15 protein-coding genes are annotated in these 20,488 nt (G+C 24.8%); 4 read left to right on the top strand and 11 right to left on the bottom strand.

Features of this window, described 5'->3' with window-relative positions:
• Nucleotides 1–143 precede the first annotated feature (143 nt).
• On the top strand, nucleotides 144–1,595 hold the full coding sequence (locus tag ACTCCZ_RS11725; protein ID WP_079578603.1) for a nicotinate phosphoribosyltransferase: 1,452 nt from the start codon (nucleotides 144–146) through the stop codon (nucleotides 1,593–1,595).
• Here the strand turns inward: ACTCCZ_RS11725 and ACTCCZ_RS11720 are convergent.
• Nucleotides 1,588–2,091, bottom strand: coding sequence for a DUF2062 domain-containing protein (locus tag ACTCCZ_RS11720; protein WP_463187365.1), 504 nt, complete (start codon nucleotides 2,089–2,091; stop codon nucleotides 1,588–1,590). The two genes, ACTCCZ_RS11725 and ACTCCZ_RS11720, sit on opposite strands and share 8 nt — an antisense overlap.
• 129 nt (nucleotides 2,092–2,220) lie before the next feature.
• On the opposite strand from ACTCCZ_RS11720, the gene ACTCCZ_RS11715 reads away from it, so the two are divergent.
• Nucleotides 2,221–2,370, top strand: coding sequence for a hypothetical protein (locus tag ACTCCZ_RS11715; RefSeq protein WP_165773036.1), 150 nt, complete (start codon nucleotides 2,221–2,223; stop codon nucleotides 2,368–2,370).
• A 6-nt stretch (nucleotides 2,371–2,376) separates the two neighbouring features.
• Here the strand turns inward: ACTCCZ_RS11715 and ACTCCZ_RS11710 are convergent, their stop codons facing one another.
• From ACTCCZ_RS11710 to ACTCCZ_RS11695, 4 genes are all read right to left on the bottom strand, one after another.
• Nucleotides 2,377–5,742 (bottom strand): ABC transporter substrate-binding protein, encoded by a 3,366-nt coding sequence (locus ACTCCZ_RS11710; RefSeq protein WP_079578607.1) that lies wholly within the window; start codon nucleotides 5,740–5,742, stop codon nucleotides 2,377–2,379.
• A gap of 90 nt (nucleotides 5,743–5,832) precedes the next feature.
• Nucleotides 5,833–9,051, bottom strand: a complete 3,219-nt coding sequence (locus ACTCCZ_RS11705) for an ankyrin repeat domain-containing protein (RefSeq protein ID WP_079578609.1) — start codon at nucleotides 9,049–9,051, stop codon at nucleotides 5,833–5,835.
• Nucleotides 9,051–12,269 (bottom strand): ankyrin repeat domain-containing protein, encoded by a 3,219-nt coding sequence (locus ACTCCZ_RS11700; RefSeq protein ID WP_079578611.1) that lies wholly within the window; start codon nucleotides 12,267–12,269, stop codon nucleotides 9,051–9,053. The genes ACTCCZ_RS11705 and ACTCCZ_RS11700 overlap by 1 nt, the downstream gene beginning before the upstream one ends.
• A gap of 198 nt (nucleotides 12,270–12,467) precedes the next feature.
• Nucleotides 12,468–13,052, bottom strand: a complete 585-nt coding sequence (locus ACTCCZ_RS11695; RefSeq protein WP_079578613.1) for an NUDIX domain-containing protein — start codon at nucleotides 13,050–13,052, stop codon at nucleotides 12,468–12,470.
• Between the two features lie 110 nt (nucleotides 13,053–13,162).
• Between ACTCCZ_RS11695 and ACTCCZ_RS11690 the strand changes: the two genes are divergently transcribed.
• Nucleotides 13,163–13,756: a hypothetical protein gene (locus ACTCCZ_RS11690; RefSeq protein WP_079578615.1), complete on the top strand. Its 594-nt coding sequence runs from the start codon at nucleotides 13,163–13,165 to the stop codon at nucleotides 13,754–13,756.
• Here the strand turns inward: ACTCCZ_RS11690 and ACTCCZ_RS11685 are convergent.
• Genes ACTCCZ_RS11685 through ACTCCZ_RS11675 form a run of 3 tightly spaced genes read right to left on the bottom strand, consistent with a single transcriptional unit; the run spans nucleotide 13,748 to nucleotide 16,645 of the window.
• Nucleotides 13,748–14,914, bottom strand: a complete 1,167-nt coding sequence (locus tag ACTCCZ_RS11685) for a sensor histidine kinase (RefSeq protein WP_079578617.1) — start codon at nucleotides 14,912–14,914, stop codon at nucleotides 13,748–13,750. The genes ACTCCZ_RS11690 and ACTCCZ_RS11685 overlap by 9 nt on opposite strands.
• Nucleotides 14,907–15,566: a response regulator transcription factor gene (locus ACTCCZ_RS11680; RefSeq protein ID WP_079578619.1), complete on the bottom strand. Its 660-nt coding sequence runs from the start codon at nucleotides 15,564–15,566 to the stop codon at nucleotides 14,907–14,909. Before ACTCCZ_RS11680 ends, ACTCCZ_RS11685 begins: the two co-directional genes overlap by 8 nt.
• 56 nt (nucleotides 15,567–15,622) lie before the next feature.
• The gene (locus tag ACTCCZ_RS11675) at nucleotides 15,623–16,645 is read right to left on the bottom strand and encodes a YeiH family protein (protein WP_079578621.1); all 1,023 of its coding nucleotides are present in this window, start codon (nucleotides 16,643–16,645) and stop codon (nucleotides 15,623–15,625) included.
• A gap of 101 nt (nucleotides 16,646–16,746) precedes the next feature.
• Here ACTCCZ_RS11675 and ACTCCZ_RS11670 point away from each other — a divergent pair, with 101 nt between their 5' ends.
• Nucleotides 16,747–17,625 carry a LysR substrate-binding domain-containing protein gene (locus ACTCCZ_RS11670; RefSeq protein ID WP_079578623.1) on the top strand — a complete coding sequence of 293 codons (879 nt, stop codon included), beginning with the start codon at nucleotides 16,747–16,749 and terminating at the stop codon, nucleotides 17,623–17,625.
• Here ACTCCZ_RS11670 and ACTCCZ_RS11665 read toward each other — a convergent pair.
• From ACTCCZ_RS11665 to ACTCCZ_RS11655, 3 genes are all read right to left on the bottom strand, one after another.
• Nucleotides 17,612–18,436 (bottom strand): hypothetical protein, encoded by an 825-nt coding sequence (locus tag ACTCCZ_RS11665; RefSeq protein ID WP_228145324.1) that lies wholly within the window; start codon nucleotides 18,434–18,436, stop codon nucleotides 17,612–17,614. The two genes, ACTCCZ_RS11670 and ACTCCZ_RS11665, sit on opposite strands and share 14 nt — an antisense overlap.
• 95 nt (nucleotides 18,437–18,531) lie before the next feature.
• Nucleotides 18,532–19,035 carry a YajQ family cyclic di-GMP-binding protein gene (locus tag ACTCCZ_RS11660; protein ID WP_079578625.1) on the bottom strand — a complete coding sequence of 168 codons (504 nt, stop codon included), beginning with the start codon at nucleotides 19,033–19,035 and terminating at the stop codon, nucleotides 18,532–18,534.
• A gap of 66 nt (nucleotides 19,036–19,101) precedes the next feature.
• On the bottom strand, nucleotides 19,102–20,488 hold a 1,387-nt coding region (locus tag ACTCCZ_RS11655; protein ID WP_463187362.1), incomplete at its 5' end, for an ATP-binding protein.

Below are 20,488 nucleotides of genomic sequence, written 5' to 3'. Positions count from 1 at the left end.
GAAAAATAATATTTGATATAACAATGATTATTAAAGTAACAGTTTAATCTAAAATTATTTTCTATACAAATATATTTTTACTAGAAGCTATTTATACTTATTTTAATATAATGCATAAAATAAAATAACCAAGAAAGAGAATAATGAATAACAAAAATGAAACAATGTTAATAGATTTTTATGAGTTTACAATGGCAAATGGGTATTTTAATTCAGAACTAAAAGATAAAATTGTCTATTTTGATTTATCCTTTAGAAGAGTACCTGACAATGGTGGTTATGCTATATTTGCAGGGCTTGAAAGTATTATAAATTATATTGAGAATATAAAATTTTCACAAGAGGATTTAGAGTATTTAAAAAGCTACAATCTTTTTAGTGATGAATTTATCAACTACTTAGAAGATTTTAAATTTACAGGAGATATTTATAGTGTAAAAGAAGGTACTGTAATTTTTCCAAATGAACCTGTTTTAACTGTACGGGCAAATATTGTTCAAGCACAAATATTAGAGACTTTTTTACTTCTTAGCTTTAATCACCAATCTTTAATTGCAACAAAAGCTAGTAGAATTAAAAATGCAGCAAAAGGTAGAACTGTATTAGAGATGGGAGCAAGAAGAGCCCATGGAATTAGTAGTGCAAATAGTGGCTCAAGAGCAGCTTATATTGCAGGGATTGATGCTACAAGTAATACTTTGGCTAGTTGTTTATATGGTATTCCATGTAGTGGAACTATGGCTCACTCTTGGATTCAAATGTTTGAAAGTGAAGAAGAAGCTTTTAGAGTTTATGCAAAAACTTATCCAAATAATACAACTTTACTAGTTGACACATATGATACTTTAAGAAGTGGAATACCAAATGCAATAAAAGTAATCAAAGAAGAGTTATTGCCAAAGGGTATCAAAGATTTTGCAGTTCGTATAGACTCAGGAGATTTAACATACTTATCAAAAGAGTCAAGAAAAATGCTAGATGAAGCAGGACTTGAAAACTGTAAGATTGTTGTAAGTAATGCACTTGATGAGATTTTAATTGAAACATTACTAAATCAAGGTGCTCCAATAGATATCTTTGGAGTAGGAGAAAGACTTGTAACAGCAAAAAGTAACCCAGTTTTTGGAGGTGTTTATAAACTTGCTGCCATAGAAGAGAATGAAAAGATTATTCCTAAAATAAAAATAAGTGATAATCCAGTAAAAATAACAACTCCACACTTTAAAAAACTATATAGAATCTATGATAAAGAAACAAACAAAGCAAAAGCTGATTTAATTGCTGTACATGATGAAGTATATGATGAAAAAGAATCATTGACTATTTTTGATCCTGTGCATACTTGGAAAACAAAAACTTTTGAAAACTATATTTTAAAAGATTTAAAACTACCTATTTATAAAAATGGAGAGTTAGTATATAAACTACCTTCAATAGAGGAAATAAAAGAACATACAAAAAATGAGTTAAATCACTTATGGGATGAGATGTTAAGATTTGAGAATCCTCACAAATATTATGTTGATTTATCCCAAAAACTTTGGACGACAAAGTTAAACTTACTAAAAAAAATAAAACAAAGCTCTTCTAGTTAGAAGAGCCTTTATTTTTTCTATTTTTTCTAACTGTTTTAATCCATATAAAACTAACTAAATACATACTAATAGAGGCACTTATTACTCCTAATACTATTGCTCCACTCCATAAATACAAAGCTATTTGCTCAAAATTATCGTACATAGAATCAAAGTTAAACTCAACAGGATTTTCAGGCTGAAAGATTAGTTTTCCTATTTGATACTCAAAATAAAAAAGTGGTGGCATTGTAATAGGATTACTTATAAATATCAAAGCAAAACTTATGGGTAAATTTGCATTTAACACAATTGCTAAAAGACAAGCTAAAATCATTTGAAAAGGCATGGGTAAACAAGCTACAAAAACACCAATAAAAACACCAGTTGATACTTTTCTTCTTGATAATCCCCAAATTTCAGTTTTATGTAAAAGTTTTCCAAAAATTTTTAAGTATTTTTGTTGTTTAACTTTTTCATGTGATGGTAGTATTTTTTTCAACTTTTTTCTTGGCAAAGTTACCCTTTTTTTAAGATTGCATATTCTAGCAAAATTAACACTATTTTTTTATTACATGAAAAATTAGTTTTCTATCTTTATTTTCTTTATATTTTTATTGTCTTAATATAAACCAAAGGATTTAAAATGAAGAAGTTATGCAAAATAAAAAAAGCAGAACTTGAGTCTTTAAAAAAACAAATTTTAAAAGAGATAAAAAAACCCAAGTTCTACTGCACTAAATGTTTTAGAGTAGCTAAGCACGAACAGTTTTTATGTAGTTATAAAAGTTTATAAAATATATCAAGTATTAAAAGAAACTCTATTTCTTCCTTCTTTTTTTGATTTATAAAGTAAATCATCAGTAGTTTTATACAAATTATCTACATTACTTATATTTGATGCATCTTGACAAGATGCACCCATAGAAACAGTAATATAATCACTTATACTGCTATATTTATGCTCAATTTTCATATTTTCAATACCAGTTAAAATCTTTAGTGCAAACTCTTTTGATTTTGAAATATCATTTGATTTATACAATAATCCAAACTCTTCTCCACCTAATCTAAAACAATAATCATCTGCTCTTTTCATATACTCTTTTAACACTTTTGCAACTTCAATAAGAACTTCATCTCCTTTTTGATGCCCATAATTATCATTGTATTGTTTAAAGTGATCAATATCCATCATCACAAAAGTTATAATCTCATTATTTCTTTTTGCATTATTTATATAATCTGGCAACATCTTATCAAAGTGTCGTCTATTGTAAATATTTGTCAAACCATCAGTTATAGATATCTCTTCGATTATTTTTTTATCTGTTATATCTTCTCTAATTGCTGTAAAAGCTACAATTTTACCTTTATTAAACTCAGGTGTAATTACAGTATTTGTCCAAAAATATCCACCATCTTTTTTCTTATTTTTAATTTCACCTTTCCAGTTTTTCCCAGATTTTATTGTAGTCCATAAATCTTTGAAAACTGCTTTGTCCATATCTTTGTGTCTTATGATATTGTGATTTTTACCAATAAGCTCTTCTTTTTTATATTGGCTAATATCTAAAAATGCTTTTGAAACATATGTTATATTTCCTTTTATATCTGTACTTGTTGTCAAAACATTATTATCTATCATATTTAAATATTTACTCATTTTTCTATTTATACTATTAATTGTTCTATTTTTATATAAAATTATAAATATAATCAACATTAAAAAACTACTTATTGCAATTATTTTTTTTAAATCAATAGTTTCATGATATTTAACTGTAACCCAATTTTTATAAATCTCATTATGTTTTTCTGGTGTTATAGTATCAATTAGTTTATTCATTATTGAGTTTAAAATAGCTTCATCATTTCTTGTTCCTATATACAAACTCCACTCTTTATCAAACTTAGTAGAAACTTTTAATTGTGTAAAATAATCTTTTTGAATATAATAGCCAATAGTAGGAAGTATACCAATAACACCATAAAGCTTATTATTTTTCACTTTTTCTAAGCCATCTATCACAGATTCAACTGCTACTAATTCAATCTTTGGATACTTTTTCTTGAAAAATTCTGTATATGCATAGTTTTTTACATACCCTACTTTTTTACCAAAGGCACTTGATACATCATTTGTAAATGTTTCTTCTAATCTTGTGGCTAATACTAAAGGAAAAGTTAAATAATTTTTTGAAAAGTTTAAATACTCTTCTCTTTCTTTATTTTTAAAAAGCATTGGAATAAGATCACACTTTCTATTTTTTACAAACTCTAATGTTTGTGTCCAGTTTTTAGTAGGAACCAAAGAAAAAGGCTTGGCTAATTTTTTTTCAAAATATTGTACATAATCAGATGACATACCAAAAATCTTATTATCTTTTAGTTTTTCAAATGGCATCCATTCAGGATCAATACAAACTTTTATTTCTTCTTTTTTATTAATATACTCTTTTTCTTTTTCACTTAAAATAATACTATTTTCTTCCATATCAAGTTTAGACCATTTTCTTTGTAACTCATCAATTTTTGAAGGAGGGATTTTATCATTTATCTTTTCTAAAATAGATTTTAATAATAAGTTATCTTTTGCATAGCCCATATATAAATTAACTTTTGAAGTTTTTAAGTTTGTTTCAAGTGTTGAAGTTTTTAAGTTCGTGTACCAATTTTTTTTAATAATATACTCAAAAGTAGATAGATTACCAAGTGCAAGATCAGCTTTATTTTCCAAAACCATTTCAATAGATTTTTCAGAAGATGGTACTGTTAATAAAGAGATATTTTGATAATTTTTTTTAATACTATTATGTAAAAAAGAGTTATTTAAAACTGCAATAATTTTGCCATCTAAATCTTTTAGTTTATTACTTAACTTTATATCTTTTTTACCAACAAATGCAGGAATATAAGATATATAATTAAAATCACTATATAACACAAACTTTTCTCTTGTTTTAGTTTTTGCAATATTTGGAATAATATCAACATCTTTATTTTTAAGCATTTTTTCATAACTACCCCAAGAAGGACTTTGTACAAACTCAAACTTTAAGTTAGTTATAGAACTAATATACTTAAAGTAATCAATTACAAAACCTTTTGCTTTTTTATTTTCCACAAAATTATATGGAGGAAAAAAATTAAGATTTTGCACTTTTAAAACTGGATTATTTTTTATAAACTCCAACTCTTCTTTTGAAAAATCATATAAGTTAGACTCTTCCTCAAAAATAAAATTTTCAAAGTCTAAATCATTGATTTTTTCTGATGAATACTCTTCAAAAATTGTATTAATGTATCTTAGTCTTCCTTTATCCAAAGTTCCTAAAGCAATAGTATCTTTTGATATTAACCTATCAATGGCATCTGCTTCTAATCTTAGATGTTCTATGCTTTTTCTTTTTGTATACTTTTGTCTAATTAAAGATATAATCTCTTCTTTATTTTCTAAAGCATACTCCCAACCTTTTAAAGTAGCTTCTTTGAACTTTTTAACTCGCAAGGGATTGTTTTTTAGCTCTTTTTGACTTGTAAAAATCATATCTCCATAAAAATCAAAACCATAGTTTGCAGGATTTATTATGTTTACTTCTATACCTTTTTCTTTAAAATAAAAAGGTTCATTTGAGATATATCCAGGCATAACATCAACAGTTTTGTCTATTAGTCTTTTATAATCATCTTTTCCTCTTTCTCTAATTATGTTTGGCTTTACTTTAAGTTTTTTTAATAATGCAAGTATTGTAAAACCATGTGCATCGTTTTCATAAAAAATCATATTTTTATTATCAAGTTTATAAGGAGAATCTATTTTACTATCTTTTAATGATAGTAAAATACTAGGAGCATGTTGAAAAATTGTAGATACTAATACAACTGGTTTTTTTCTTGATTTATATAATAAAAGTATTGAATCTGCAATTCCATAATAAGACTCATTATTTAGTACTTCTTCAATATAGTTTTTGGCTAAGTCTCTTTGTTTTATTTCAACATCTAAGCCAACATCTTTATAAAAACCTTTCTCTTTTGCAGCATAATATCCAGCAAATTGAAACTGATGAAACCACTTTAACTGTAAGGTTATTTTTTCTTGTGCAAATAAACTAGTGCTAAAAAATAGAGTAAGCATAACTACTTTTATAATATTATTTTTCAAATTTTCTCCATTATAATAAAAAGTTATTTATTTTATCATAATCAAAGTATCAAGGCAAATTGTGTTGGTTACAAACCAACACAATAAGTTTTATAAGTCTTTTAAAGTTTGTAAATAGTTTATTATATCATCTGATTCATTTTGCTTGTTTGCAATATCAATACAAAGTTGAACATCTGCTTTATATTTTACAAATAGTTTTGCTATTTTATCTTCGTTCTCTTTTGGTTTTTTTTCACTTTTTACAAAACCAACACTACGTTGACTTACAAAATTCATAGTTTTTACATACATCAAAAGAGCTGGTTCAATATCATCATGATAGTTTATATCAAAATCCATATTAATTAAAGTTTCTAAAATCTCTTCAAAAATCTTATTATGAAAATCTAAAACTAAAAGTTGATGTAAGACTGTATAGTTAAATTTATTTGCTTTATTTACATCAAGTTTTTTAGTTTTATAAAGCATATTTATAAAGTACAAATCTTTAATTAAAAGTGCATAATATAAAGGTAAAGTATCAGTATAATCAAAAGTATTTATATCTACATTTAGATTAAGTAAAGTATCAAATATCTCTTTACAGTTTAATTTTATTGCATAAATAAGTGGTGTAGCACCAGCGTATTCACAAAGATTTATATTTGCACCAGCTTTTGCTAAGTCAATTATGATTTTACTTTTATTAGTCTCAAATCTAAAAGAAAAATCATAGCTATCTTGACCAATTACTGCATGATGTACTGCATTTTGATTACTATCATTTATAGCATTTACATTTGCACCTAAAAGGATCAACTCTTTTACAACTTCCCTTGCACCTACACTACAAGCTGCCATTAATGCAGTTTTTTGTTCTACACTAAATTTCTCAATATCTAAACCAAGTTTTACTAAAGTAACAACTGCTTTTGCTCTTTGAAGAGTTCCAACATGAGGATAAGTTACAATAGCTGTATGTAAAGCATCTAAATTATCAACTCCACCAGTTATTTTTATATTTGCACCTTTATTTGCTAAATATGTTAATGTTTTAGGTAAACAAGACATTGAAGCTGATAAGAGAATAGTTGTATCATGACTATTTTTATGTTCTAAATCAAAAGTATCTTTATTAAAACAATATTCTAAATACTCAACAGCTAAATCATCATTTGTAATGTATCTTTGAATGAGTGATTGAATAGGCATCTCATTTAAGCTTTCTTTTATAGGAGCAGTTAAACTAGCACCATATTCATAAAGTAAATCTAAAAGATGTTTATTTATCTTTTCTTTATTGAAAGCTTCAATAAAAATAGATATATTTTTAATAGAGTTAATATTATTTGCACAAATTGTATGACAATTTACATCTGCACCATTTTTTAAAAGTAGTTCAACTACTTTAAAACTTTTATGTTCACTATTTGCAGTTGCCGCTTTTTTTACGATATAAGATAATATTGTTTGCTTTTGTAAATTGCCATTTTCATCTTTAAAAGTATAGTATCTATTTATATTAGAATCTCTTTTTATCATCTTTTCAATAAACTCTAAAGTAAAAAATCTATGTTCATAAAACTCTAAAATAATTGGTTTTATTTCACTATAAGCTTTTAAATTACTATATGTATCCACAAGGTATTCAAAGGTTTTTAAAGATAAATATATTGAACCTAAAAGTATTATATTTGCATCTTCTGTTTTTTCTTCATATTTATAAAAATCTTTTTTTATATAATATGGATTTATTTTTATGATTTTTTTTAATATTTCATCTTTTCTTAGATAAACAATTGCATAAAATATACAATCATCATCTGTTATATCTAATCTTAAATCATCTAAAATATACTCCAAAACTTTATGTTCATTTTGTATTATAAAAAGTGTAAAAAAAGAGATGAAATCCTCTTTATACTCTTCCTCTTTTTTTGTTTCTTTAAAAAACTCTTTGCAAGAACACTTTGTATTAATATTTAAACCATAATCAACTAAAAGCTTTAAAACTTCTCTTTTTTTACTAATACTATTGACAACACTATTTTCTTTATAAAAATATTTTATTACTCCTTCATTATTCTTATCTACAAAGTTTACATTAGCTTTAAACTCTAAAAGAAGATTTATTAAAAGTAGATGATAATTATAGACTGCATAAAAAAGAGCACTATGTTCACTAGTTTCTATTTTTGCACCTTTTTCAAGTAAAAACCTAGCAACACAAATATCTTTTGAAATATCTAAACTTTTACAAACTTCATAAAGTACATTTGTATCTTTTTTTTCAGTCAATTCAATACTTGCATTTTTACTTACAGCTTTTTGTAAAAGATAGAGTTTTTCAACTTCAGTTAATCTTGCATTTGTAACTATTTGATAAACAGTTGTTTTATTACTTAAATCTTTAGTTTTATCAATATAGTTTTCCACACTTGATTTTGGCAATAAAGATAAAAACTCTTCAATGCTTTGTGCTTTTTTCTCAAACTCTATGGCTATATCTTCTAAATCTTTCACACAAAGCATTCTTTTTATTTCATGGTGAAAATCTTTATAATCAGCTCCTAAAAGAATTAACTCTTTTAAAGATCTAGTATCTCCACTTTGTATAGCAAGTTTTAATAAGCTATTATTGTCTTTATCTACTTGGTTTAAATCAAGTTTATTTAGATTATGAAGTAGATGTAAAACTTTTGCTTTTGTATTTGGCTCAAGATTTGAGTATATTAATTGACATACAAAAGAGGTGTTATCTTCTTCATTTAAAGGACATCCAGCTTGTATAAGCGCTTCAAAAATATGATACTCTCTTTTATTCATCAAAGCACACTCTAAAGGAGTAAACTTATCAAAACCATCTTCATAACTAATCATAGGAACATCAAGTTTTATTAAAAACTTGATAAACTCTAAAGGTGCCTGCTTTGAGGCAATTGCTAAAACACTTAAAGATTCTACTTCTATTTTATATCCATATTTTATAAATGTACTTAAAACATCAATACTTTTTGATTGGATAATAGTACTTATTGCACTACTACCTTTAGTTTCCTTTGCATCTTGGAAATCACTTCCAAGTTCAAATAAGTAGTTTAATACATCAACTCTTTTGTGTATTGTTGCATAATATAATGCTTTTTTATTATCTTCATCTTCTTTTGCAAAGTTTGAACTATCTATTTTTGTTTTTATAAAATCAATACTCTTATTTTTTATGATATCTTCTAAACTATCTTCATGTAAAAAAGCAGATGAATCATCAAAAAAAGAAGATTCCTCTTCTTTTTTATTGTCATTAAACAGCTTATCTAAAAATGACATTATAATCTACTTTTTAAATACTCTAAAGCGTCTGTTGGAACTTCTTCTATTTGATTTAAACTATTTAAAGCAACTTGAATATCACAACCTTGTGATATGAGTTCATCTGTTACATCAACAAAACCAGCTAAAACACTTAATGCTAAAGCATTCATTCCATTATCTAATCTTTCATTTATATTTGCACCATTTTCTAAGAACTGCTTAATAACCTCAACTCTTTTATCTTGTTCAATATCTAAGTTACTATAAGAAGCCCACATTAAAGGTGTAAAACCTTGTGAATCTTTAATATTCATATCTTCAAAAAACTCTTTTACAAGATCTAAAACATACTCATTTGCATAGTATCCAACTACATGAAGTAGTGATAATCCATCTCTTCCACTTGTAATTTCAATACCTTGTTGTAAGAAGAATTTCAACATTTTTGCACTAGTTTTATCAGACCTCATAACAGCACTAAAGTGAATAGATTCATTATTAAAATCAATAACTTTAAAATCTATTTCTTTATTATTCATAAGTCTATTTACATAATACATATCACCATAAGCAATTGCTATCATAATTGGTGTTCTTCCATTCATATCTTGTGCATTTAAATCTAGTTCTAGTTTTAATAAAGTATTAAATATTTGTTGTTTATTTTCTAAAATACTCATATGTAAAACAGGTACTATATTTTTTGAACCTTTGTTTAAATTTGCACCTGCATCTTTTAATGCAGCTAACATTTTTGCTCTTATTAATTCAGAATTTTCTTCATCATCATATGTTTCATTTCCTAAAATTGCTCTATGAGCTGCACTTTGCCCCTCTTCATTGAAAAAGTCTGCATTTGCATTTAACTCAAGTAAAACTCTTAAAGCTTCAAAGCATCCATAATTTGCAGCACTCATTAAAGGAGTAAATTGTTCAACATCAATTTGTTCTATATCACAACCTGCTTCAACTAATACTCTTACAGTCTCTGCTCTTGCAATATTATCATTGTCATTGTAGTTTGATATAGCTTTATGTAATGCAGGTGAGTTATCAAAACCTCCAATTACATTTATATTTGCACCTTTATTTATTAGCCATTTTAAAACTTTTGGTCTATTCATCATACAAGCACCAAGGAAAATATCTGTATCAAAGCTATTTTTATGCTCTAAATCTACTTTATAACCTTTGCTTTCAAAATATTCCAAATGTTGTAAACAAAGCTCATCAGAAATTAATCTAAATCTATTAACTATTGAATGCATTTGAGACTCATTTAAGTTAGCTACTGGTTTATATGGATCAACTCCATTATCTAAAAGAAAATCTAAAACTTTTGATTCAAATTTTAATCTATTTACAACTTGATTTATTAAGATTCCAACACTATCAAGATGTGTTTTAGTTTTATTAATACGTTCAAAATAAGTATCAATAATTGCACCATTATCTTTTAAACATTGCAAAATCTCAACTTTAAAATCTTCATCAATTTCAAAATTATCATAACCTCGTATTAAGCTTGAAACAACTGTTTGTGTTTCTGGTTCATCTGGGAAGATATAATATACTCTATTTAAATCAGGGTCTGCTTTTATAAGTTTTTTAATTGTTTGTATATCAAATTGATAATAAACAGCTTTCATAACATAAGAGTTTGCTTCTGAATAAGCTTTTATATCAATATATGTATCTAAAATATAATTTACAAGTTCTTCATCTTTTTCAAAAAGTGCCATTCCTAAAATATTTGAATCAAAACTTTCATTTCTAACTTTACAATACTCTTCATTTTCAAATACTACATAAGGATTTCTTGCAATTACTCTTTTTTTTACTTCTAAAGGTATATCTTTTCTTTTTATTACATATTCCATTGTCAAAGAATTAACTTCCAATGAAGAGAATTTATCAATAATATGTTCAAGAAGTTCACTAGGTGCTACATCAGCAACAGCTTCTAAAATTGGTGTAGTATTACTACTTGAATCTTGATAGTGAGATATTGGTAAATTTATATCTAAACCATTTTCAAGCAATAAATCAAACATTTGCACTCTTTCTTGTGCATTTTTAAAATTAGCTTTTGGATGAATAATAAAATTCATAACTGTATTATCAAAATAGTTAACAAAGTTTACATTTGCACCTTTAGTTATTAAATACTTAGTGCATTTTATATCATTATCATTTACTACATTAAAAAATGCAGAGTATCCATTGCACTCAATTTGTGCACCATTTTCCAGTAAAAAATCTATAAAAGTTGTATTTGATTGTACAGAGAAATACGCTGTATATGTATATAAAGCATTAACACTGTGTCCATCATTATTTAACTCATTTATATTTACACCCCTTTGTAATGCAAGTTGAGCTAATTTAACTTTTTCTTTATCATGAAGCATCATACTTTTACTAATATTTGTTAATAACTCTTTATTTTTTACATCTTCTAAAAGCTCTATATACTCTTTAAATGAATCAAAATCCAATAATCCTAAAATATACTCAGGTTTATTAAGTTTATTTTTCAAAACATAAGGACTTAATTCTTTTATCTCTTTTTGTTCTAAGAAATTAGGAAGCTGTTTTGCTATAGAGTTTATACAAACACCTAATTTTATTAGTTCTTTTAGAAACTTCATATCTCTTTTGTTAAAAACTCTAGAAGAAGCAGGAAGTTCATTTTGGCTATGATTTATATCAAAATCATACTCTTCAATTAGTAGTTTTAAAAGTTTAACTTTTAAATTCAAATCAAACTTTTTAGAATCAACGATATCATGAATAAGATATCTTTTACCCTCTTCTCTTTCTACACCAAAGTTTTCAAAAATAAATTTAAAAGTATCAAAACTATTTGTATTATTTAAAGCAAGTTCTATCAAAACTTTTCCATTAACAGTACTATCACTACTATTTATACTATGCATATATTCAAGCATTTCCAAAGATGCATCTTTTTTTATAAGATAAGAGATGATATTATCACCTTGAATAGTATCTTCTAAGATAGCATTATTTTCAATCAAATATTTCATAACTTTTATACTTGAATACTCCAATGCAAAATCAATTGGTCTTTTAAAGTCCTCATCTTCTTTGTTTATATCCTCAATATCAAGTAGTTTCTCAACTTTTTTTACATTATCTTGTTTTATCGCTTCAACTAATTCATTATCAGTGGGATTTGAATTCATATTTAAAAACTTTTTAAAAAATGACATAAAATTTCCTTTCCATATTTTTATTATTTATAGGTATTATTTATTATTATTTTATAAGAAATAAATTATTATTATCTTAATATTTTATTAATTTATTTCTGATAAAAGTTATCAATTTTTTTTGAAATTTTTGAAATTTTTTATATAAAAAGTTTAAAATTTACAGTATTAGAGTAAATTTTAACTTTATTATTTTTATTAAGTAGTAATTTTTGATTTTTTTGTATCTAAAAACCAATAATAAGAAAACATCAATCCAGGAGTTTTTGCTTTTGATTCATCGTAAATAAAATCTTTAAAATCATCAAATGGTATAAAAATAAGTTCAATTTGTTCATCATTTATTCCTCCACCATCATGAACTTTCATAGATTCATTAATTCTTGCAAAATATAAGTTTTGACAACCACCACTTATACCAACATTTGTATAAAAAGAAGTGACTTTTTCTATATTTTTCAAAGGTACATCATATCCACACTCTTCATCTATTTCTTCTTTTACTATTTGATTTAAATCTTTATTTTTATCAACTAAACCAGCACAAAGTTCATAAGTGAAAGTTTTTGATTTATCATTTAAATATACAGGAGGTCTAAACTGTTTTACAAGTAAAAAAGCATTTTTTTCTTCATGAAAAAGCAAAACAGCAACAGAGTCAAAGCTTTTTACAGCTTCCCAACTTCTACTTTTTCCATCTTGTTCAAAGGTTATTTTTACAGGATGTACAAATTTTGTCTCATCTAATACATGGGTTTTAAAGTTGGTGATTTTTGTATTCATATCTCTTCTTTTTAGGGTTTTATCTATTTTATATACTTTTTTCTAAAAAACATTTTAAAATAAAATTAGATATGTTACAATTAACTATAACATAAAAGGAGACACTAGTTATGAAACTAGAGTATGCAGGTTTAAAACCCATGATAAATGAACATGGAGTATGTTTTAAAGATGGAAAAGAGGATAAATTTGCTTATTTAGAATATGCTATTGATATTTTATTAGCAATTGACCATAAACATGAAAAAAAAAGAAAGTACTCCCATGAACTAAAAGCACAAAGAATCTCACCTCAAGAAATCATAGATATTTTAATAAAATATCATCCACATTTAGAAGAAACAATGAACAAAGAGATAAATAGCTATTTAATTCATTTAGACAACGAAGAAGATAGTGTAAAACACAATCTTGTATTAAGTAATATAGAAAGAGAAACATTTATTAATAATCTTAAAATAATGAGAGAATATAAAATCCAAAGGGCAAAAAATAAGATTTTTTATTTTCATTGTATTGAAACAATTGTAGAAGTTATATTAAAAAGAGAGATAAAAGAGATAGATGCACCTTTTAATGAAAGATTTTGGCATATTTTTCAAACTTTAGAGGGAGCTTTAAGTAAACATAAAATTAGAAGTGATTTAAAAATAAGTAGGAATAATGATCAATTAAAAGCAATGCTTTTAATTGATTTATACTAAAACCTTAGTAAAATCTATAGAAAATAGTGAGCCTTCATTTTCCATAGATTTTAAACTCAAGTTTAAATTATACTCTTTAACAATCTGTTTTACTATATCAAGCCCTATTCCAAAGCCACCTTCATTATTATTACCTCTTTTATATCTTTTAAAAATTTCAGTCTGTTCTTCTTTGCTTATTCCTATTCCAAAATCTTGAACAGTTAAAACTGCATCTTTTAAAGTAACAATTATTTTAGAGTTATTATGACTATATTTAATTGCATTTGAAATTAAATTATTTACTACTTTTTGCATTTTATTTTTATCTACTTTTATTTTACAAGGTTCAACACTTGATTCAATAGTTATATTTTTTGTAATAGATATATCATTAAAATACTCAACACTATGACTTACAAGTTCACTTAAACAAAACTCTTCTTCTAAACTTTCATCATTTTTTTCAAAAGTTGAAAAATGTATATCATTATAAAGCTGTGAGATTTGCTTTGAACTACTTATTATATATGTCATCATTTTTTCAGGATTTTTACCTTTTTTAAGCATAGAAACAGAAGTCATAAGTACTAAAATAGGTGTGTTTAGTTCATGTGCTGAATCTTTTATAAATTTATCCATAGATTCAACTTTTTCTCGTACTGGCTTTAAAAGAAGTTTTGCTAATAAATAAGCTATAAAGCCTACAAATATAGAACTAAAAATAAGTATTAAAACCATAATAATTTTTAATTTATTTTTATCCTGTACTCCTGTACAAGTTTGTATTGCAATATATCTAATAGGAATATTCTTTTCATAAAGATATGTCACATAATATGTATACTCTTGAGTTTCATACAGATTTTTTTTCAAAGTAAGCTCTTGTTCTTTGTGCATATTTGAAAAAATTAATTTTTTATTTTCATCAAAAAGTGCATATTGTATATCTTTATGTTTTAATTTTATTGGTTTTAGCTTTTCTTTATTCATGTATGAGTTTAATATTTGTGATTTTATTTCATTTGCTGCATTTGACATTTGCATATTACAATGTTCTGCAACTGATTTTAATTCATTTTTATAATAAAAATACAATAATAATCCAACAAGAAGTATTACAGAACCTACGTAAATAGATAAAAAACTAATAAGTGCTTTTCTTTCATCTTTATTCAAATTTATATCCTATTGATCTAATTGTTTTTATTCTATCTTTTCCAAGCAACTCTCTTAAGTTTTTAATATAAACTCTTATTGTTGCATCTGTTGGCATATCTTCATAAGTCCAAACATTTTGAAGTAACTCTTCACTTGAAATAACTCTATTTTTATGTGCACAAAAATATTTTAAAATATCTCTTTCTTTTAAAGCTATTTTTTTGATACTATTATCAATTTTAAGTTCACAAGAGTTAGGAAAAAAACTTATATTTTCACAAAGTTTTAACTCTTCATCTTGATTAATAAAAAATACCTTGCAAAGTTTCATAATTCTTTGGTCAAGCTCTTCTAAATCAAAAGGCTTTTTAATATAATCATCAACTCCATTTTCAAAAGACTCTTTTAAATGCTTAGTATCTTGATATGCAGTTAATACAATAATTGGTGTTCTATTTTTGTAATCTTCTCTTAATGCTTTTAAAACTTCTAAACCTGACATTAAAGGAGTATTTATATCAAAAAGTGCAAAATCTACTTTATTATCAATTAAATATTCCAAAGCATCTTGCCCATTTGTTTTTGCAATAACTTCATAGCCTTTATCTTCAAGATGAAAACTAAGTAAATCACTTAAAGCACTATCATCTTCTAATAGTAAAACTTTCATAACGCCACTTCCTTTAAAAAACATATTTTATACAATTTTTGTTTATAATATGTGTATTAAAGTGTTATAGCAAAATTTACTATAAAATATCCACCTACACTTAACCAAATAAACAGTATAGAAGCTAAAATAACTGGTTTTAATCCCACTTTAAAAAATGACTTAAAATCTGTATTTATTCCCAATGCCATCATAGCCATTGCCAAACAAAAAGTATCAATATTATTTATTGTATTTATTATTGAACTATCAATCAAATTAAATGAATTAAATAGTGCAACTAATATAAAAAATATTGCAAACCAAGGAATTGTTATTTTTGTTTTCTCTTTTGATGTTGATGTTTTTGCTAAAAAAAGCATTAATATAATCAAAAAAGGAGCTATTAACATAACTCTTATCATCTTAACAACAACTGCATCTTTTGCAATAATATCATTTGAAATACTATTTGCTGCACCAACTACATGAGCAACTTCATGTAAAGTTCCTCCTATGTACATAGCCATACTTTTTGGTAAAAAGTTTATAAAATCAATACTATATAAATATGGATATAAAAACATTGCAACTGTTCCCAATAAAACTACAGTTGAAACTGCAATTGAACTTTTATAAGCTTTATTTTTCAAAACAGCTTCTGTTGCTAAAACTGCTGCTGCTCCACAAATAGCACTTCCAGCACTTGTTAAAATTGTTATTTCTTTATCTAGTTTTAATATCTTTACACCAATAAAATATCCCAAAACAAAAGTTGAAAACACTACTATAACTGCAACAATAATTGCTTGAAACCCAACATCATATATCTCTGTAAATGTCAATCTAAATCCATAAAAAATAATTGCTGTACGAAGCAATGTTTTTGTAGCAAATGAAAATGAATTTTCAAATTTTGGACTAACTTTTACTTTAAAGATATTTGTAAAGATCATTCCAATCAATATTGCAACAATTAAAAAAGAAAATCCTAGATTTTCAATTAATTGCAAACTTGAAATATATTTTGCTAAAGCTGTAAGAAGTGCTAAAAAACATAGTCCTAAATAAAAATTTTTATCTTTAATATTCTCTTTCATTATAATTTTCCTTTATATTTGTGAAAGTATATAATTTATATTTTAATTTGTAAAATTAATTATTTTTGTTATAATCATAAATATTTTTAATAAGGAATATTATGTTTACTTTAAAAGAGTTAGATATTTTTTTTAAACTTTGTGAAAACTCTCATATTTCAAATCTTGCAAAACAGATTAATTTAACACAATCAGCAATCTCAATTTCATTAAATAGCTTAGAAAAAAAAATTGGAGAAAATCTTTTTGATAGAGTAGGAAAGAAGTTAGTATTAAATGAAAGAGGAAGATTTTTTAAAAATAAGGCTATAAAGCCTTATTTAGAACTTAAAAATTTAAAAGATAGTTTTAGTGATGATTTATTAAAAGGTGAGTTAAAAATTGCTTCAAGCAAAACATTTAATAGTATTAATTTATCTTCATATATTTTTGATTTTATTTCAAATCATGAAGTAAGTATTACAAAATATTCTCAAAATACAAAAGAGATAATTGAAGAAGTTTTAGATTCAACTATTGATTTAGGTTTTATTGAAAAAGAGTTTGATGATTCAAATATTATAAAAGAAAGAATTGCAAGTGACTCTTTAATAATAGTAACAAGTGATGAAACTCTTTCAAAAAAAGAGTACTATATAGACCAATTATATAGCAAAAAATGGATTTTAAGAGAAAAAGGTTCTGGCACAAGAGAAGTGTTCTTAAGTAAATTAAAATATCTTGATGAATTTAAAATCACAATGGAAATATCAAACTTTGAAGAGATAAAAGACATATTACTTCAACACAAAGATACACTTACTTGTATTTCAAAACTAGCAGTAAAAAAAGAGTTAGAAAAAAAACAACTTTTTGAAATAAAAACAAAAAATCTAAAATTTGATAGAGAGCTTTATATGATTTATCATAAAAATAAATATAAAAGTAAACTCTTTTTAGAGTTTACTTCATACATAAAAAAATGTTTTAAGAAGTTTTAAAATCACTCTTTTTTTGTTTTGCATTTACATTAATACCAAAATAATCAAGTAACTTTAACTGAATTACTATATAAATAATACAAGTTATAAAAGAGATAAGTGTCCCTAGAAATATTCCAAGTATTGGGTATGTAAAATGTACACTTACACAAAATATAACAATACTACTTAAACCAGATGGTGTATTTTTAAGTATTGTTCTTGCTTGATTACTACTATGATTAAAATGAACTATTAAAAGTAAAGGAAACATCATACTTGGAAATGCTGAAAAAATACCTGCAATATTTACAGGAGCAATTTTTGGTATTGATGTTACTAGTAAAAATATAACAACTGTTAAAATAGTTCTTAAAAGTAAATCTTTAAATGTAATTTTTGTATTTATTTTTTTTGCATTATCAGGTATTTTTGCAAAATAGATTGTTGCTAATGTAATTATTGTAATTACTGCAATTGGTGTAAAAACAACATGTATTGGTACATGAGCTAGTATAAATGCAGCTACTAAATAAAAAACAAAAGATACAATAATACTTACAAATATATCAAATTTTCTTTTATAAAAGGTACTAATATAATATCCTATTATAAAAGACAACAATGCAAGTAAACCATGAATATTGTATAAAGATGCTTCAACAGAATAGTTTATTCCATGCTCAATTGCAAAAAAAATCAAAACAATCATTGTTCCTAATGGAAGTCCTGATAAAATCCCAGATAATTTTGCACTAACTTTTTCAGCGATAATTGAAAGTGTTATTACGATTACTACAGCAGTTACTGCTTTTATAATTAGAAGTTCCATTGTCTCTACTTGTTAGAAAATAAGCAGATATCATACCACTAAAAAGTTAATTTAATTATAAAGTTAATAAAAATAGTAGAAAAAAAGTTTTTCTACTATCTAAAGTTATCAAATACTAAAGGTGCTTTAAGCTCTAAGCTTTTTAAATGTTTCATAATTGTTTGTAAATCATCGATATTTTTTCCAGTTACTCTTATCTCTTCACCTTGATTAACTGCTGTTACTTTTAATTTCAGTTTTTTTATTTCAGTTTGAATTGTTTTTGCTTCTTCTTTTTCTATTGTATCAATAATTTTAAATGTAATTTTTCTATTTCCACCACTTGCATCTTCTGCTTTTAACTCTTCAAGAGAATTAATAGAAATATCTCTTTTATTCATTTTTGAAATTAATATATCTTTAATTGCATCAACTTTATTATCACTTGCACTTACTATAGATAAAGTTTTTGTAGTTTGATTTAAATCTATCTCTTTTTTTAAACCTTTAAAATCATATCTATTATCAACCTCTTTTTGAGCTTGAATAACTGCATTTTTCATCTCTTGCATATCAAGTTTTGCCGAAATATCAAAATGATGTTCTTTTGCTTTTGCCATTATTATCCTTTTTAAAATTTATTAAATATTTTAACAATTTAAATAAAAAAATCTCTTAATTATAATCTAACCTTTATAATTTTGTATAATTATTTTAAAATTCGCTCCAAAGTACTCTTTATTATCAAAAGTTTGTGAAAAGTTTTCTACATTTATTTCTGCATTAACTTTATTTAAAATAGACTTACACATATAAAGTCCAAGTCCTGTACCTTTATCATCAGATTTTGTTGTAAAATATGGTTCAAAAATATTTTCAATAATTGCCTTATCAATTCCACCTGCATAATCTTTTACTTCTATTATTATATCATCACCCATTGATATAACATCAATATCTATTCTTTTTATTTCACAATTTTTCTCTTTTATTATATCTCTTGCGTTATTTAATACATTTAATAATACTTGAATAAGCTCATTTTCATATCCAACTGTTTTTAAATCTTTATTTATAGTATTGTAATTAATACTAACTCCAAGAGATTTATATATGTCATTTATTAGATTTATTGTTTTATGTATTACTTCATCAAGTTTATAAATTGTTTTATCTTTTTGTTTAAAGAAATCTCTAAAATCACTCATTGTATTTGACATAAGATTTATTTGCTTTTTAATTGATTGATTATCTTTACTTAAAGCATCATCATCATTTTGTTTTAGTTTCAATCTTAATTCAATCCCCGAATTTATCATACTAATAGCATTTAAAGGTTGTTTCCATTGATGAATAATCATAGATACCATCTCACCAATATTTGCCATTTTGCTTTGTTGTACTAAATGCATATCTTTTTGTCTATTGTTTGAAACTTCTTGTTTTACTCTATTTTCAAGCTCAGCATTTATAATAGTTAGTTCTTTTGTTTTCTCTTTTACTTTTTCTTCAAGATGTTCATTTAATTCATTTTGCTCAACAATTAAATTTTTGATTTTTGAAGCCATCTTATTAAATGACTTTTCTAGTTTTCCAATTTCATCATTTGATGTCTCTTTAATCCTATAATCTAACTCATTATTCGCAAATCTTTTAGTTCCAACTAATAGTTTATCAATTTTTGAAAGAATATAGTTTGACATCCAAATTGCTATTGCTATTACTAATACTACCATTATAAAAGTAATAACTGTAAGTTCATTTATAAGTGATTTAATAAAAGATTTTATTTCAAAATTATTTCCATCTACAATCTCTTTCATATTAATTGTTTGTTCATGTAGTATTTTTCTAACATCATTTCTTGTTTTATTTGCAGCTGCATGAAATTCATCAACATTTGCACCAATAGTTACAAAACCAAATCCTCTCTTACTATTTGCATACTTACCTGTATAGTATGGTATTGTTGCTGCTGTTGATAGTTTCCATATATTACTCCAATATATTATAAATGATCCATATCCTCCATTTTGTGTTAACTGCATCCAACCTTGACATTGTGGAGCAAAG

It is taken from the genome of Malaciobacter sp., from assembly GCF_055140965.1.
The sequence above is the reverse complement of the archived record's forward strand: the minus strand, read 5'-3'. Positions and strand labels throughout refer to the sequence as shown.

Coding starts and splice junctions, on each gene's coding strand:
- ACTCCZ_RS11725 (WP_079578603.1), top strand. CDS start 144: ATGAATAACAAAAATGAAACAATGTTAATAGATTTTTATGAGTTTACA.
- ACTCCZ_RS11715 (WP_165773036.1), top strand. CDS start 2,221: ATGAAGAAGTTATGCAAAATAAAAAAAGCAGAACTTGAGTCTTTAAAA.
- ACTCCZ_RS11705 (WP_079578609.1), bottom strand. CDS start 9,051: ATGTCATTTTTAGATAAGCTGTTTAATGACAATAAAAAAGAAGAGGAA.
- ACTCCZ_RS11700 (WP_079578611.1), bottom strand. CDS start 12,269: ATGTCATTTTTTAAAAAGTTTTTAAATATGAATTCAAATCCCACTGAT.
- ACTCCZ_RS11695 (WP_079578613.1), bottom strand. CDS start 13,052: ATGAATACAAAAATCACCAACTTTAAAACCCATGTATTAGATGAGACA.
- ACTCCZ_RS11690 (WP_079578615.1), top strand. CDS start 13,163: ATGAAACTAGAGTATGCAGGTTTAAAACCCATGATAAATGAACATGGA.
- ACTCCZ_RS11680 (WP_079578619.1), bottom strand. CDS start 15,566: ATGAAAGTTTTACTATTAGAAGATGATAGTGCTTTAAGTGATTTACTT.
- ACTCCZ_RS11675 (WP_079578621.1), bottom strand. CDS start 16,645: ATGAAAGAGAATATTAAAGATAAAAATTTTTATTTAGGACTATGTTTT.
- ACTCCZ_RS11670 (WP_079578623.1), top strand. CDS start 16,747: ATGTTTACTTTAAAAGAGTTAGATATTTTTTTTAAACTTTGTGAAAAC.
- ACTCCZ_RS11665 (WP_228145324.1), bottom strand. CDS start 18,436: ATGGAACTTCTAATTATAAAAGCAGTAACTGCTGTAGTAATCGTAATA.
- ACTCCZ_RS11660 (WP_079578625.1), bottom strand. CDS start 19,035: ATGGCAAAAGCAAAAGAACATCATTTTGATATTTCGGCAAAACTTGAT.